Origin of the sequence: Marinitoga sp. 1137 (assembly GCF_001941525.1) — a bacterium.
Taxonomy (GTDB): Bacteria; Thermotogota; Thermotogae; order Petrotogales; family Petrotogaceae; genus Marinitoga; species Marinitoga piezophila.
In genome coordinates, this window is the sequence record NZ_CP009471.1 from 989,498 (window position 1) to 1,004,638 (window position 15,141).

The following is a 15,141-nucleotide window of genomic DNA, read 5'->3' on the forward strand; positions in this document are numbered from 1 at the left end:
AAATATATAGATTTTAATTGTTTAAAAAAGATAAAAATATTAGGAGGTGATTATAATAAAATATTACACATCATTTTATAATATATATACTCCAATAAATGATAATATAGTCATTTTTAATACATTAACAAGAAATTTGATTTCTATGGCAACAAAAAATCTCATGATAAGTTGAGATTATTAAATGATACGGGAAGTTTTGATATTGTTTTTAATAATTTTGTATTATTAACTAAATACTTTGAAGGTGAAATAACTCTTAGAATGAATATAAATGAAAATAATATAAATAATGCAAAAGAATTTTTAAAATATTTAAAAAAAGAAAAAATCAATAAAAAAATATCAAGTTTATCATTTTCACCTATATTTTCATCCCAAAAAGAAATAAGAAGGTATGGACATGAAAGAAAAATAAATTTAGAATTAGAAAGCAAAATTGCGAATTTATATCTTCAAGCGGCAAAATTCGGCTTTAAAATAGATAAAGAATTTGTTGGAGGCCCATGTTCTGTGTCTCTTGATTTATCTTTCGCTGTTGATGAAAATTTAAATATATATTCATGTCCTGGAACTTTTTACGAAGTTAAAGAAGGATATATAGATGAAAATAGTAATTTAAAAATTAATAATTCTAAGTGGTATGAAAATATAAGTTATGAACCTGAATGCATAGAAAATTGCAATTATGCACCAATTTGTTATGGAGGATGTAGATGGATGGGTGGAAATAATAAAAAAGGTGTTTGTAAAAAAGCCTATCTAGATAAAAATATTCAAACGCTGATAAAAGCTTATGTTATAAGCAATTATCCTCTGGAGGTATAACAAATGGAAGAATTATTAAAAGTAGAAAAAATAAGCAAAACATATCCAAATGGAGTAAGAGCAAATAATAATATAAATTTTAGTTTAAAAACAAATGAAATTATTGGATTAATTGGTCCAAATGGAGCAGGAAAAACAACATTAATAAGACAGATTTTAAAATTATTGAAACCAACTTCAGGAAACATTATTATAAATGATAGAGTGAAAAAAATTGCATATGTACCGCAATTACCGATTTTCTTTCCATCACTTACAGTTGAAGAAAGTATAAAAATACCTTTAAAATTAGAAGGGTTAAATTCGCATGAAGTAAGTTATAAAGTAGAAAAAATACTTTATGAAACAGGATTAGATAAAATAAAAAAAGAATACAATTATACACTTTCAGGTGGTCAAAAAAAACTAATTATGATTGCATTAGCTTTTTCACAGGAACCTGATGTGGTAATATTGGATGAACCCACTTCAATGGTTGATATAATAAACAAAGAAAAAATATGGGATTTAATAAAAAAATACAGAAAGGGAAAAGGAATATTACTAGCAAGTCATGATATGAATGAAATAAAAAATTTGGCTGATAAAGTAATTATAATCACAAATGGTGAAATTATATATAAAGGTAAGATTGAAGAAATAAATACAAAAGTAAAAACACCTGTTGAATTAAATATATCAGTTAAAAATATAGAAAAAATAGAAAATCTTATTAGAAGAGAAAATATTGTATATAATTCAAATGAACATAATTATTCTTTATTCTTTTCTGAGTTATCAGAAGCTTTGAGTTTTCTTGAAAAAATAAAAAAAGATAATTATATAAAATATTTAAAAATTGAATACCCATCCTTTGAAAAAGGAGTGTATGAACTTGTTAAAAATATTTAATCAAATAAAAACAGGAATAGAATTAGAATTTAAAGGAATGAGAATGTTTAAATTTCAAATATTTGTAAGTATGATATTAATACCTTTTTCTTATTTAATAATTGTTTTATTAAATAAGAATTCAAATATAGATTATTTAATTAGCGGATTTATGGTTTCAATGATGATAGGAACATATTTTGGAATACTTTCTTTGAGAGTTTCAAACTTAATGCAAACTGAAGTTATTGAATTATATACAATTTTTTCTGTTTCAAAGACTGTAATAGTAATATCGATGGGGATAACATATTTTTTGTTAACGCTACCAATTTTTGGAATATCTTATATTTTCATGATATCAAATAATACAGAAAAATTTTTAAGTACCTTGGTACCGTTATTAATAGGAAATATCTTTTTAATTCTAATCTCCATAACAATTGGATTAAAAGTGAGAAATTATTATACATTAATGGGGATAATGCCTCTTGTGAGTTATATTTTAATAATAATTTCCCCTATTTATTACCAAATAAAAACTCAAAATATAATAGTAAAAAGTTTACTATTTTTGAATCCAATTACTCATATATTGAATATATTAAGAGTGGGATTAAATGAAAGCTATATAATTTTCTCCTCAAAGTATTCTTATGGAATAATAATTATTATTTCATTATGGCTAATATTTTATATAAATAAAAAATTAAAAGATATATATATTTTAGAAAAAATATTTTGATAAGGAGGTGAAATTGATGAAAAATAAGAATAAAAAAATTAAAATATTAGAAATCGGTAGTTATAATATTGAAGAACCAAACTTCTGTAAGTTTTGTAAATTTTGTAGTCCAATTGGTGGAAAAATAGTTTTAGTCCCCTAAAGAAAATATATTAATTAATATCGATTGAACGCAATTTCTTAAAAACACATCAAAAAGTCTCGTTTCCTCATCACTGAGCTTAAAATAATTATAGTTGGTTATAAGCTATTAGTAGTTCATTTTTCTGTTATTCTCATTGCTGCAAAATATATTGCTTTTATTATCAATGATTCATTTGTTGGGAATACGTTTTTATTTTTTTGTTATTTTTTTATAAAAATGTGATATAATTAAGAAAAGTTAATACTCTCCGGGGCAGGGTGAAATTCCCGACCGGCGGTTAAAGCCCGCGAGTCTTCGGACTGATCCGGTGAAATTCCGGAGCCGACAGTGAAAGTCTGGATGGGAGGAGAGAACAATATATTTATATAGACATAAATGCATAAATTTGCGTTTATGTTTATATATGTAATATATATAAAATCAGGCCCTGGAGATATCCAGGGCTTTTATTTTATTATAAGGAGGTTTTTACATGGATAAGGAAATTCTTACAAAAACATTTTTTTCAAACAAACCTATAATCCTCTGGGATAAAAAAAAGGAAAATGAAGCTGATTTTGTATTTCCAGCAGAAATGGCAAACAAGGATATTATTAATTTTTTAATATCCAATGGTAGAGGATTATTATGTTTAGCAGCTGAAGAAAAAGAGCTTTTACAAAGAGGTTTTTTTAAACTTCCTTCTAATAATGCTGATATACTTAATACCAATTATTTTATTAGTATTGATCATAAAAAAACAATAACCGGTATTTCTTCAAAAGAACGTGCAAAAACTATAAAATCTATCTCTGAAAATACCACAATAAACGATTATAAATATCCAGGTCATATTCAGTTATTAGGAAGTATCGGATTAAATAAGAGAAAAGGACATACAGAAAGTTCTATTGAATTAATGAAATTATTGGGTTTTAAACCTTTTTCTATATTAATTGAAATTTTAGATGAAAATGGAAATTCCCATAATTTTAATTATATAAAATCATTATCTCAAAAGTTTAAAATCCCCATAATTTCTGTAGAAGATATAGCCGTTGAAGTATTTAAAAGCAATTTATATGTAACTCCAATTTCTGAAGCAAATCTTCCTACACAATTTGGCTCTTTTAAAATTATAGGTTTTAAAAATAATTTTGATGAAAAAGAACATTTTGCAATATATACAGGTAATTTAAAAAACACACCTTTATTAGTCAGAATACATTCCGAATGCGTTACTGGTGATGTGTTAACTTCAAGAAAATGCGATTGTGGAAGTCAATTGCATCTTGCAATGAAAAAAATACAGGAAAACGGCTCTGGTTTAATAATTTATTTAAGACAGGAAGGTAGAGATATAGGAATCACAAATAAAATAAAAGCTTATGAATTACAGGATAAGGGTATGGATACAGTAGAAGCAAATGAAAAAATTGGTATGCCAGCAGATAATAGAGATTATGCAATAGCAGCACAAATTTTAAAATCATTAAACATTAAAAACATTATTTTAATGACAAATAATCCTGATAAAGTCAATCAATTAAAAAAATATGGTATCAATGTGATAAATACAATACAACATTTAGGCGAAGTAACGCCAGAAAATAAATTCTATTTAAAAATCAAGAAAATAAAAATGAATCATAATCTTTCAATTGAGGAGGTAATATAACTATGAAAATTTTTGAAGGTATTTTTGATGGAAAAGATTTAAAAATTGCTATTGTAATTTCAAGGTTTAACTCATTTTTTTCTGAAAGATTATTAGAGGGGGCTCTGGACGCATTAAAAAGGCATAATGTAAAAGAAAGCAATATAGATATTTTCAAAGCCCCGGGTTCTTTTGAAATTCCATTTATTGCAAAAAAACTAACAAACAAAAATTATGATGCTATTATAGCTTTAGGGGTTGTAATTAGAGGAGAAACATATCATTTCGAAGTTGTTGCCAATGAAGTTTCAAAAGGAATTGCTCATTTAAATTTAATATCAGATATACCAATTACCTTTGGAATAATAACTTCAGAAACTCTGGAACAGAGTATGGATAGATCAGGTGCAAAAGCTGGAAATAAAGGTTTTGAAGCTGCAATGGCCGCTTTAGAAATGGCAAATCTCAATAAGCAATTGAAGGTGTAAAAACATGAATCATGAATATTTTATGCAACTTGCTATAAATGAAGCAAAAAAAGGTATAGGAAAGGTAAATCCAAACCCTTTGGTAGGGGCTATTATAGTAAAAAATGGAAAAATTATATCGAAAGGTTATCATGAATATTATGGTGGGAGACATGCAGAAGTTGTAGCTATTGAAAATGCCAAAAAAAGAAATATAGATTTAAAAGGAGCTACAATGTATGTAACTCTTGAACCATGTTCTCATTTTGGAAAAACTCCTCCATGTGCAAACAGACTGGTAAAGGAAGGATTTAAAGAGGTTTATATAGGTATGCTTGATCCAAATCCAATGGTAAATGGAAATGGAATAAAAATATTAAAAGAACACGGCATAAAAGTAAAATACAACATTTTAGAAAGTGAAATCAAAAAATTAAATGAAATTTTTATTACATATATAACTAAAAAAAGACCTTTTATTGCTTTAAAATTTGCTATGACAATGGATGGTTTCATTGCTTCAGAAAAATTTGATTCAAAATGGATATCAAATAATATGTCAAGAAATTTTGTACATAAATTAAGAAATTACTATTCATCAATTTTAATTGGAGCTAATACTTTAATAAAGGATAATCCAAAATTAACCTGTAGAATAAAAAATGGAAGAAACCCCATAAGAATTATTCTGGATAAAGAGGGAAAATTTTATGGTAAAAAATTAAATATTTTTATGGAAAAAGGGCAAAATATAATATTCTCAAATCTAAAAAAAGAAATAAAATACAAAAATACAGAAATAATAAATGAAACAAACATACATCAAATTTTAAAAATATTATTTGAAAGAAAAATTGATAGTATTTTAGTTGAAGGCGGTGCAACAATTTTATCTTTATTTCTAAAATATAATCTTGTTGATAAAATTCATGTTTTTTATGCACCTAAAATTATTGGAAATGGTATATCTCCTTTTAATAATTTAAAAATTGATAAAATAGAAAATTCCATCAGGTTTAAACCTGTAGAAAATAAAATTTTTGAGAATAACCTTTATTGGGAGCTGATACCATGTTTACAGGAATAATACAGCATTTAGCAAAAATGAAAATTATAAATAATAAACTTATTATAAATAATCCTTTCAAAGATATTCAATTAGGGGAAAGCATTTCAATTAACGGTGTATGTTTAACTGTTGAAAAAACAGATGATAACAGGCTTTATTTTTCAATTGGGGAAGAAACATATAGAAAAACAAATCTAAGATATTATAATAATAAAATTGTCAATCTTGAAAGAGCTTTAAGATTATCTGATTTTGTTGGGGGACATATTGTTACCGGTCACGTTGATGGAATAACAAAATTTTTAGGTTTAAGAAAATCTTCAAATACATTTTGGATGAAATTTAAAATTCCTCAAGAAAAATGGGCTATTGCAACAAAAGGGGCTATTACAATAAATGGAATAAGTTTGACAATTGCAAAAAAAGAATTAGATACCTTTGAAATACAAATAATAGAACATACATATCAAAATACAAATTTGAAATTTTTAAACACGAATGATTTTGTTAATTATGAAGTAGATATAATTGCTCGTTATTTAAAAGAACAATCCGAATACATTTATTAACCAGGTAGTTGACATTGTAAAAAAAATGTAGTATAATAAGAAAAAATTTAATATATATATTTTTTTCAGGTGGTGTTAGGTATGACGATAAGAACAATAATAATAAAAGTTAATAATTTCAATAATAATAATATCAACCAGCGTTGGTGGAACGCGAGGTAAGCTGTCGTTTACTATCAATTCACCGGCGCTGGATTTTACCAGCGCCGGTTTTTTATTATCTATTTAAATTTAATGAGAGGGAGAGATTTTTATAAAATTACATTTGAAGGGAGAGGGTATTATGATGAAAGAAAGTATGGAAAGAAAGGTTGACACGGTATCATTGGTAAAGGAATATATGGAAAATCCTGTATTTAAAGACGCTACACTTATTCAAAGCGAAATTTTAAAAGGAATTAGACATGTATTGGATGAAAAAGGCTTTGTGGAATTATTACCTGTAACTGTTTCACCTATTACCGATCCGCTAAACCATCCACATTTTGAAGCTGAATTTGAATATTATGGACAAAAGTATTCAGTTACAAAATCTATGATTTTACACAAGCAGGTTGCTGTTCTTGTTCACAAAAAGATTTATATTGTTTCACCAAACGTTAGATTGGAAACAGAGGACAAAATGGATTCGGGAAGGCATCTATTTGATTTTGTACAAATAGATATGGAAATGTTAGAAACACCAAGAGAAGTTGTATTTGATGTAATGGAAGATGCCATTATCCATACAATAAAAACAATAAAAGAAAAATATCCTGAAATTATTGAAAAGTATCATCCTTCTTTGAAAGTTCCTGAAAAACCTTTTAAACGTTATACCGTAAAGGAATTAAAGGAAAAATATGGCGAGGACTATGAGAAAAGAGCTTCTCTTGAAGCAACTGAACCATTCTGGATGATCGATATTCCACTTTTAGAAAGAGAATTCTATGATAAACAGGATCCTGAAAGACCTGATGTTTTATTGGATTTTGATTTGATTTACCCTGAAGGTTATGAAGAAGCTATATCCGGTGGGGAGAGGGAGCATGAATACAAACAGATTCTAAAAAGAATGGAGTTAAAGGGAACTCCACCAGAGGCTTTCCAGGATTATCTGGAAGTTGCAAAAGCTGGTTTGTTAAAACATTCTGCCGGATGTGGAATTGGAATAGAAAGATTTACAAGATGGATTTTAGCGCTTGATCATGTTGAAAAAACCAGACTTTTTGCAAAAATTCCTGGAAAGCACTCTATCTAAATTTAAAAAAGAAGCCCGGAAATTCCGGGCTTCTTTTTTAAAGAATATAATTGTTTCTTGTATAAACCTCTAATGCTTCTTCTTTAAAGTTTTCTACTAAGTTATCAACGTTGTTTTCAGAAATTCTTTCAAACATGTTGTTTAATCTTCTGTCAAGATATCCTTTTATAATTTTCATACTCTCCCTCTCCTTTAAAAAGAATGTATTAAATATATTTTCAATTTTATTCTATTCCTAAATCTATGCAATTCGGTTTCCGAACTATTATGTTATTGTAATATTATATTGCATTATGATAAATTAAAACCCAGGATTAAATCTCCTGGGTTTTAAAGTGTTCTATAGAGCTATTTATAAGATTTATAATTTCTTTTTTAGACAGATTATAATCTTTGTTACCATATTCTTTTAATATAAATAAATCTGTTAATTTTTTGAACTCTTCTGGTGAATCTACTTTTCTTAGCAATTCATATGGAGTAAGATGTTGAAATTTTTCGAAGAATCTTTTTCTTATGTATATATATCCTTTATCAATTAAATAGGGTATATCCTTTTCATTAAATTTATTTTCTTCAAATTTTTCATGTTTTAATTCTTTAGATTCAAGATTTTCTTTTTTATTATTTTTATCTTTTTTAAGTATTTTATAAATAAAATACGCCAGTATTAATATATTTATTAAATAAACATATCTTGAGAATTTTATTATTAGGTATGCAATTTTTAGTATTAAAATTTCTGCTTTTCCATTATATGTAGTTTGTGTTGAATTTGCTGCTATCGCATTATCTTCACGATTTATTGCAGTTGGTTCTTTTGAAATTTGTTTTTCAATATTTGATGTAAAGAATTCTGGTGTTTCTAATTTATATTGTAAAGGTTTAAGATGCGCTATTGTATTTAATCCCATAAATGTAATAATAAAAAATAAAGCAAGAGAAATGTATAAACGTTTTTTATCTTTTTTTGTCATATATTTATAAGAATAATATGCAATTACCAAACTTGATATTACCCCTAACACTAATACTCCTAAAAATAATTTTTCCTTTTGTGTCATGGTTTCCTGTGGTTTATATACCCTTGTGTATATTGGATTTGTTTCTGATTCTTTAAATAATCTTTTGACCCTTTCTTTTTTTTCAGTATTTTCATCTTCAACATTTATTTTATTATTTTCTATATTATTCTCATTTTCATATGTTTTATAATATTTTTTATCCATAAAGAGACTAAAATCTTTAAATGGATTTATACTTGTTTGAAAGGACACAAATGAAAATACAAAAAATATAGCAAAAAGTGTTATATATAATTTCTTGTTTTTTTCTTCTTTTAATAGTTCATATAAGAAATACAACAATACAGCTCCCACAAGAATATGATTAATTGTATTTCTTAGAATTACTGCTGCTATTATGTATACATAAATATATCTAAATAAATCCTTTCTTTCTTCTGGAAGAAAATAATTCACTATAATTATCAATGTAACATTATATGCAAAAAAAGGGCTCCTATCTAAAGCCATTTCAATGGAAAATGCAGTTCCAAATACCAGAAATAATGCGAGAAAGGCTATGTAATACGGCATATTCATCTTTTTAAACTTTTTAAATAATAATGTATAAATTTGAGTAACTATAAAAAGGGCTATAAAGTCTATTACATTAAGCGGCAAAAGAGAAATTATAACTAATTGCTCAAATAAATTGCGAACTTTTTTATCCAACCCCATCACCTCAAATACTTGAAAAGACTTCTGTTAATGAATCATCTGGCGAAACTAACCTAACAATTATATGATTTTCTTCAAGTAATACTGCTTTTTTCTCCAATTCAATAGCTTCAACCCTGAAAATCTCCTGATTATTTACATCCAGTTTCCCTTCGGTTTCAACTCTAAAACCATATGGCATAACCAGCACAATGACTTTTGAAACTTTTGAACGCATTTTTATTAAATATGGAATTATTTCATCGGTTAAATGTATTGATATTATTATTACTGTATCTTCAAATGTGAGATACGGAATTTCTGATTCAAGTACTTTTTCAAGGTTTATATCACTATTATTATCCCCATATGCTGAAGCTATTGTATCAAAATATTCAACCCAATCGTTTGAAGATATTTTTTTTATTTCTTTTCCCAATATAACAAGGTTAAGATCCTGATATTTTTCTTTTTGATATTTTACAATACTTGCGGTCGCCTTTAACGCATATTCTTCATATACTTTTCTTTCATTTTTCCAGAAGATATTTTCTTTCGGAATACCATCTGGCAAATTTAAGTCAACAAACATATATACCTGCCCTGTTGAAGTATGTGCATATTTTTTTACCATTAACCTGTCATATTTCGCTGAAATTTTCCAATTTATTCTGTTTAATGGTTCATTATTGTATTCATCAATATTTTCAACATAAGTAACGTCTTCCAATACTCTTATATTAGATTTTTGAGCTGGCAATAACTTTTTCAAACTTTCTTTGTTAAACTCAGAATATATAAATTCCGGCAAAACTTCAACCTTTTTTTCAACGATTTTTGTTTTCCAGAATTCAAAACCCAATGAAGTATTGTATTTAATGCTAATTCTTCCTATATCTTTAATTCCTCTTGTCCCAAAGGATATATTAAAAATCAGTTTTTTTCTTTCACCTGGTTCAAGATAAACCTTTTGATTTAATGGTCGAATTCTCTGAAGTAAGTTCGATGGTGAGACAAGTAATAAAATACCATCATTAGAATTGTTTTTTAAATATATTCTGTATTCAAAGATTTCATCAATAAATGCCTTTTCATATTCTAATTTATATTCTATTTCTATATTCTCAATAATTGCTTTTTTTCTAAAAAAATCATACCAGATATATCCCAATAATGCCAATAATAGCAATGTATAATTGCTAAAATAAAATATATTTATTGTTACCCCTATAACAGAGTACCAGACGAGACCTTTTATTTTATATCTCACTTATATCACCTTATAACTCTTACTTCTTCTAATATATCGCTTATTAAGTCATATGGTGATACTTTTTTTATTTTTGCTTCTGCTTTGAGAATTATTCTATGTGCCAAAACATATTTTGCTATGTTTTTTACATCATCTGGAATAACAAAATCCCTTCCTTCTATTGCAGCAACGCTTTTTGATAATTTCATTAAAGCAATAGAACCTCTTGGACTGGCACCTACCTTTATATCTTTGTGATTTCTTGTTCTATTAACTATTTCAATAATATATTCTTTTATTTCATCGGAAACAAGTACATTATTTACTTCTTTTTTCACTTCTGATAATTCTTCAGCAGAAGATACACTTTCTATATGATTTATAGGATGTTCTTTTTCCTGCGAATTTAACATTTCAACTTCATATTGAGGATCAGGATATCCTAAGGATAATCTAATCATAAATCTATCTACCTGTGCTTCTGGTAATGGAAATGTTCCTTCGAACTCAATTGGGTTTTGCGTGGCAATTACAAAAAAATGTTTTTCAAGTTTGTGGGTTATTCCATCTATAGACACCTGATTTTCAGCAAGTGATTCAAGCAATGCTGATTGTGTTCTTGGCGTTGCTCTGTTTATTTCATCACCAAGTAATATATTGGTAAAAATAGGACCTTTTTTTAAGACAAATTCATTTTTATTTTTATCGAATATATATAAACCTATTAAATCGTTTGGAAGTAAGTCCGGTGTAAATTGAACCCTTTTAAAATCAAGATTAAATGATTTTGCAATTGCTCTTGCAAGTATTGTTTTTCCTGTTCCTGGAACATCTTCTAATAAAACATGTCCTTCACTAAAAAACGTTGCTAATACATATTTTATTTTTTCATCTTTTCCTTTTATTACTTCATTCACATTTGATATTATTTTATTAGTTAGTTTTTCTGCTAACATTTAAAATCCCCTTCCTGCTTTGATTTTATATTATTACTTGTTTTTTTCTATTCTTATGCTTTCAACATCCCAATATACAACTAACCCATCAAAATTACATTTTTTTACTTCTTCAATTATCTTTTCTATTTTATCGCTGGAATCTACTATTTCAACTACTATTGGCAAATCTTCACTTAATGTAAAAAAATCAACTCTATGTACATGATGTTTTTCTCCAAAACCCATTATCCCTTTTAAAACAGTAACTCCTTTAATTCCATGGTCATAACATAATTTTACTATATGTTTATATACAGGGGTTCCATCGCAATGATCACCTTCACCAAGATAAATTCTTAAAAATTTCATGTTCCCAACCTCCCCAATGCATAGCCAAGAAATGCAAATAAAAGACCTAAAAACACGCTTATTGATAGATACAATAATGAATATACATTAAACCCTTCTTCACTTAAAACTATTGTTTCATACATAAATGTTGAGAATGTGGTAAAAGAGCCTATAAACCCTGTGGTGAAAAATAACATAAAATTTTTAGGTAGTTCAAGTCTGTATATACTCAGCGACATTAAAAAACTCAAAACAAATGCACCTATTAAATTTACCATTAATGTTCCATAAGGCATATTTGAAAATGGAAATGCTGTATTTACATATTTTGATACAAGATACCTCGATATTGCTCCTAAAAATCCTCCAATACCAATATAAATCAAGTTCATACAATTCCTCCAGTATCTTAATTTTATAAATATGGATTATTATCATAAATTTAAACGGAGCCAGAATGGGCTCCGTTTAAATTATTTTACTTTTGCTTTTAATTCTTTACCAGCTTTGAATTTAGGTACTTTTCCACCAGGAATTTCAATAGTTTCCTTTGTTTGTGGGTTAACACCTTTTCTTGGTTTTCTTTCTACAACTTCAAAAGTACCGAATCCAACGATTTTTACGTTGTCGCCTTTTGATAAAGCTTCTGACACAACGTCTACAAATGAATCAACAAATAAAGCTGCTTCTTTCTTTGTAACGGATAATTTTTCAGCTAATGCACTAACGAGTTCCTTTTTGTTCATACATGCACCCCCTATGTATTGATATAAACGTATTTCAAGGCAATTTTACCACATTTTTTTGTTAAAATCAAGCATCTATGTTAATTTTAAACATTACAAAAGACTTTATTTTTAAAAGTTCTCTTCTTATTATATGAATATTATTTATTTTCAAGGTTTTCATCATTAAAATATTACTAAAAAACATGTCACTATTTAGAAACCAATCAGGACTGGATTTGTAATATTTCTTTCGGTATAATATATCCGGAAAGCTTGGGGACGTGGTGCAGTTGGTTAGCATGCCGGTCTGTCACACCGGTGGCCGCGGGTTCGAGTCCCGTCGTCCCCGCCAAAAAATCCGGATCTTATGATCCGGATTTTTTTTATACATATATCTTTTTTATATTCTTCTTTATAACTTCTTCTATTTGTTCTTCATATATTTTTGTTTCCTTTTTCTGTTTTTTCAATCTTATTATTTCTTTAGTAATATGAGAAATTTCATCTTGTATTGTTAAATCAAATTCAGGTATTTTTATATTTTCAAGCAATTTTTGTGTAAAAGACATTCTTCCGCCACGCTTCCCGCCATAGGATATATAATACTCTCTAAAAAATAGCGAATTTAAATATCCTAAAAGAAAATATATATCTTTTTCTAAATACGGTTGAATAAACAATACATCTCCTGAAGGGAAATAACTTTCTTCTGAAAAACTAAAACGATTATATGGTTTTCTATCTAATGCTGGAACATATATTCTTTTACCTGGATTTTCCATTAAAAATTTATAGTTTCTTGCCGCCTGCCATTGATACCATTTTGTTCTCCCTGGCAAAAACCTTTCTGACATTTCTTTTTTGTGTTTTAATAATCTTATGTATATTTCTGGATACTTTTCTTTCAAAATTTTTTCTTCAATGCTTTTATCTATAAATATATATCTATGAAAACCATTTACTATATATCTATCGCAATTTTTAGCTTTTATAAACGGTTTTATGAGTTCTTTTGATGAGTTATCCATTTTTTGATACTCATTTTCAGAAATATAGAAAGCTTTTTTATATCCAGATACAAATCCTACACCTATTTTTGCTATATCTTTTAATAATTTATATTCTTGAATATCCCATTTTCGCATTTCTGATGTTGACCATACAGTATTTTTTTTAAATGGCGGTAATTCATAATATTCAAAAAGCTCACTGCTTTTTTTTTCTTCCAGAACTTTTTCAATATCTGATCTAATTTTATTTATATCATTTATTTGCTGGTTTTTGATATTTAATACTTTTATTTTTTTTTCAAATATTCCTTTTTTATACTTAAATATAATTGTTTCAGGATTTTTTGAAAATAACCTTATTTCTCCAAGATCTATTATAATCTCAAAAGATCCGTTTTTTATCATAAAATTTCTTAAATATGCCGCATGTGTGTTAAAAAAGAAATGGTATGGAACTATATATATAAGTTCTCCTTCTTCTTTTAATAACTCTATTGATTTTATAATAAATGCATAATAAATATCCGCTTCAGCATTTTTTGCAATCTTTTTTATTTGTTTGGATAATCTCTTTGGTAAATCACTATAATGTACATAAGGTGGATTACCCATAATAAGATCAAATCTTTCTTTAAAGTTTTTTGTAAGAAAATTTTCTGCTAATATTTCATATTGTGGATATTTTTCTTTGCATAATTTATAAAATTCTTTATTCATCTCTATTCCATATACATTATTAAATCCATACTCCTGTAATTTTTTTAAAAAAACTCCCCTTCCGCATCCAGTATCCAGGGTAAGGGAGTTTTTATTTTTGCCGGTTAATTTAACCATTAATTCTGCTATTAATTCAGGTGTTTCTACAAAACCTATTGGTTTTTTATACATTTTATCATCCTTTGTTTATTTTATTTTCTGCTGCAATTACGCCTTTTTCAACCGTTGTTACCAGCTTTTTTATATCTAAATCTGGATTATTTTTCAACTGTTTGTACATATAACCTATCGCCTGCATATCAATTTTTGCATAAAACAATGGAGATCCTTCTTTTTCACTCCTATTTCTAAGAAGATAGCTTGGGTGAAATGTTGGGAATATATATATATCGCCATACCATTCTTTGAATCTTCCTCTATGTTTTGTAATGGGAACTGTTTGCTTCAAAAAATAATTTAATGCTGTAGAACCTAACGCAACTATAATTTTTGGTTTTATTGTCATAACCTGCGCAAGGAGAAAATGACTGCATTTTTCCATTTCTTCGCCTGTGGGCACTCTGTTTTTAGGTGGCCTACATTTTACCACATTGGTAATATATAAATCTTCTCTATTTATCTTTGCCACTTCTTTTAACAATTTATCAAGTAAATTCCCTGCTCTTCCTACAAATGGTCTTCCCTGTAAATCTTCATTTGCACCAGGACCTTCACCAACAAACATTATAGGTGTATCTAAACTCCCTTCACCTACTACTACATTATTTCTTGATAAACTTAAAGAACACCCTTTACATTTTTTTATTTTTTCGCTAATTATATCCATATCTTCCATTTTTCCCATTGTTTTCCCTC

At 27.1% G+C, this 15,141-nt stretch carries 18 protein-coding genes, 1 tRNA gene and 1 riboswitch; of the genes, 10 read left to right on the forward strand and 9 right to left on the reverse strand.

Annotated elements, in window-relative coordinates:
- Window positions 1-171: 171 nt before the first annotated feature.
- From LN42_RS04945 to LN42_RS04980, 9 genes are all read left to right on the forward strand, one after another.
- On the forward strand, window positions 172-828 hold the full coding sequence (locus LN42_RS04945; RefSeq protein ID WP_148265146.1) for an SPASM domain-containing protein: 657 nt from the start codon (window positions 172-174) through the stop codon (window positions 826-828).
- A 3-nt stretch (window positions 829-831) separates the two neighbouring features.
- Window positions 832-1,719 (forward strand): ABC transporter ATP-binding protein, encoded by an 888-nt coding sequence (locus LN42_RS04950; RefSeq protein ID WP_014296414.1) that lies wholly within the window; start codon window positions 832-834, stop codon window positions 1,717-1,719.
- Complete coding sequence (locus tag LN42_RS04955; RefSeq protein WP_014296415.1) at window positions 1,703-2,443, forward strand: hypothetical protein; 741 nt, start codon at window positions 1,703-1,705, stop codon at window positions 2,441-2,443. Before LN42_RS04950 ends, LN42_RS04955 begins: the two co-directional genes overlap by 17 nt.
- A 16-nt stretch (window positions 2,444-2,459) precedes the next feature.
- Window positions 2,460-2,585 (forward strand): hypothetical protein, encoded by a 126-nt coding sequence (locus LN42_RS11180; RefSeq protein WP_014296416.1) that lies wholly within the window; start codon window positions 2,460-2,462, stop codon window positions 2,583-2,585.
- Window positions 2,586-2,827: 242 nt separating this feature from the next.
- Window positions 2,828-2,943, forward strand: a riboswitch (FMN riboswitch).
- Window positions 2,944-3,060: 117 nt separating this feature from the next.
- Window positions 3,061-4,245, forward strand: a complete 1,185-nt coding sequence (locus LN42_RS04960) for a bifunctional 3,4-dihydroxy-2-butanone-4-phosphate synthase/GTP cyclohydrolase II (RefSeq protein WP_075780437.1) — start codon at window positions 3,061-3,063, stop codon at window positions 4,243-4,245.
- A 2-nt stretch (window positions 4,246-4,247) separates the two neighbouring features.
- Window positions 4,248-4,712 carry a 6,7-dimethyl-8-ribityllumazine synthase gene (gene ribE / locus LN42_RS04965; RefSeq protein WP_075780438.1) on the forward strand — a complete coding sequence of 155 codons (465 nt, stop codon included), beginning with the start codon at window positions 4,248-4,250 and terminating at the stop codon, window positions 4,710-4,712.
- Between the two features lie 4 nt (window positions 4,713-4,716).
- Complete coding sequence (ribD, locus tag LN42_RS04970; protein WP_075780439.1) at window positions 4,717-5,778, forward strand: bifunctional diaminohydroxyphosphoribosylaminopyrimidine deaminase/5-amino-6-(5-phosphoribosylamino)uracil reductase RibD; 1,062 nt, start codon at window positions 4,717-4,719, stop codon at window positions 5,776-5,778.
- Entirely contained in the window at window positions 5,763-6,329 is a 567-nt protein-coding gene (locus tag LN42_RS04975; RefSeq protein WP_075780440.1) for a riboflavin synthase, read from the forward strand. Before ribD ends, LN42_RS04975 begins: the two co-directional genes overlap by 16 nt.
- A 283-nt stretch (window positions 6,330-6,612) precedes the next feature.
- Entirely contained in the window at window positions 6,613-7,569 is a 957-nt protein-coding gene (locus LN42_RS04980; protein WP_083635651.1) for an asparagine synthetase A, read from the forward strand.
- 37 nt (window positions 7,570-7,606) lie between these two features.
- On the opposite strand, the gene LN42_RS10955 is transcribed toward LN42_RS04980, so the two are convergent.
- The 7 genes from LN42_RS10955 to LN42_RS05010 all read right to left on the reverse strand — a co-directional run bounded on the left by LN42_RS10955 (window position 7,607) and on the right by LN42_RS05010 (window position 12,577).
- Window positions 7,607-7,747, reverse strand: coding sequence for a hypothetical protein (locus tag LN42_RS10955; RefSeq protein WP_156865397.1), 141 nt, complete (start codon window positions 7,745-7,747; stop codon window positions 7,607-7,609).
- Window positions 7,748-7,883: 136 nt separating this feature from the next.
- A complete protein-coding gene (locus LN42_RS04985; RefSeq protein ID WP_075780441.1) occupies window positions 7,884-9,305 on the reverse strand; it encodes a hypothetical protein in 1,422 nt (473 codons plus the stop codon).
- A 10-nt stretch (window positions 9,306-9,315) separates the two neighbouring features.
- On the reverse strand, window positions 9,316-10,560 hold the full coding sequence (locus tag LN42_RS04990; RefSeq protein WP_014296424.1) for a DUF58 domain-containing protein: 1,245 nt from the start codon (window positions 10,558-10,560) through the stop codon (window positions 9,316-9,318).
- A 5-nt stretch (window positions 10,561-10,565) separates the two neighbouring features.
- Entirely contained in the window at window positions 10,566-11,498 is a 933-nt protein-coding gene (locus tag LN42_RS04995; protein ID WP_014296425.1) for a MoxR family ATPase, read from the reverse strand.
- A gap of 33 nt (window positions 11,499-11,531) precedes the next feature.
- Window positions 11,532-11,849 carry a DUF190 domain-containing protein gene (locus LN42_RS05000; protein ID WP_014296426.1) on the reverse strand — a complete coding sequence of 106 codons (318 nt, stop codon included), beginning with the start codon at window positions 11,847-11,849 and terminating at the stop codon, window positions 11,532-11,534.
- Complete coding sequence (crcB, locus tag LN42_RS05005) at window positions 11,846-12,223, reverse strand: fluoride efflux transporter CrcB (RefSeq protein WP_014296427.1); 378 nt, start codon at window positions 12,221-12,223, stop codon at window positions 11,846-11,848. Before crcB ends, LN42_RS05000 begins: the two co-directional genes overlap by 4 nt.
- 81 nt (window positions 12,224-12,304) lie before the next feature.
- Complete coding sequence (locus LN42_RS05010) at window positions 12,305-12,577, reverse strand: HU family DNA-binding protein (RefSeq protein WP_014296428.1); 273 nt, start codon at window positions 12,575-12,577, stop codon at window positions 12,305-12,307.
- Between the two features lie 257 nt (window positions 12,578-12,834).
- On the opposite strand from LN42_RS05010, the gene LN42_RS05015 reads away from it, so the two are divergent.
- Window positions 12,835-12,911 (forward strand) — tRNA-Asp (locus tag LN42_RS05015).
- Between the two features lie 31 nt (window positions 12,912-12,942).
- Here the strand turns inward: LN42_RS05015 and LN42_RS05020 are convergent.
- Window positions 12,943-14,457 (reverse strand): class I SAM-dependent methyltransferase, encoded by a 1,515-nt coding sequence (locus tag LN42_RS05020; protein ID WP_014296429.1) that lies wholly within the window; start codon window positions 14,455-14,457, stop codon window positions 12,943-12,945.
- 4 nt (window positions 14,458-14,461) lie between these two features.
- On the reverse strand, window positions 14,462-15,130 hold the full coding sequence (locus LN42_RS05025) for a uracil-DNA glycosylase family protein (RefSeq protein ID WP_014296430.1): 669 nt from the start codon (window positions 15,128-15,130) through the stop codon (window positions 14,462-14,464).
- Window positions 15,131-15,141 lie beyond the last annotated feature (11 nt).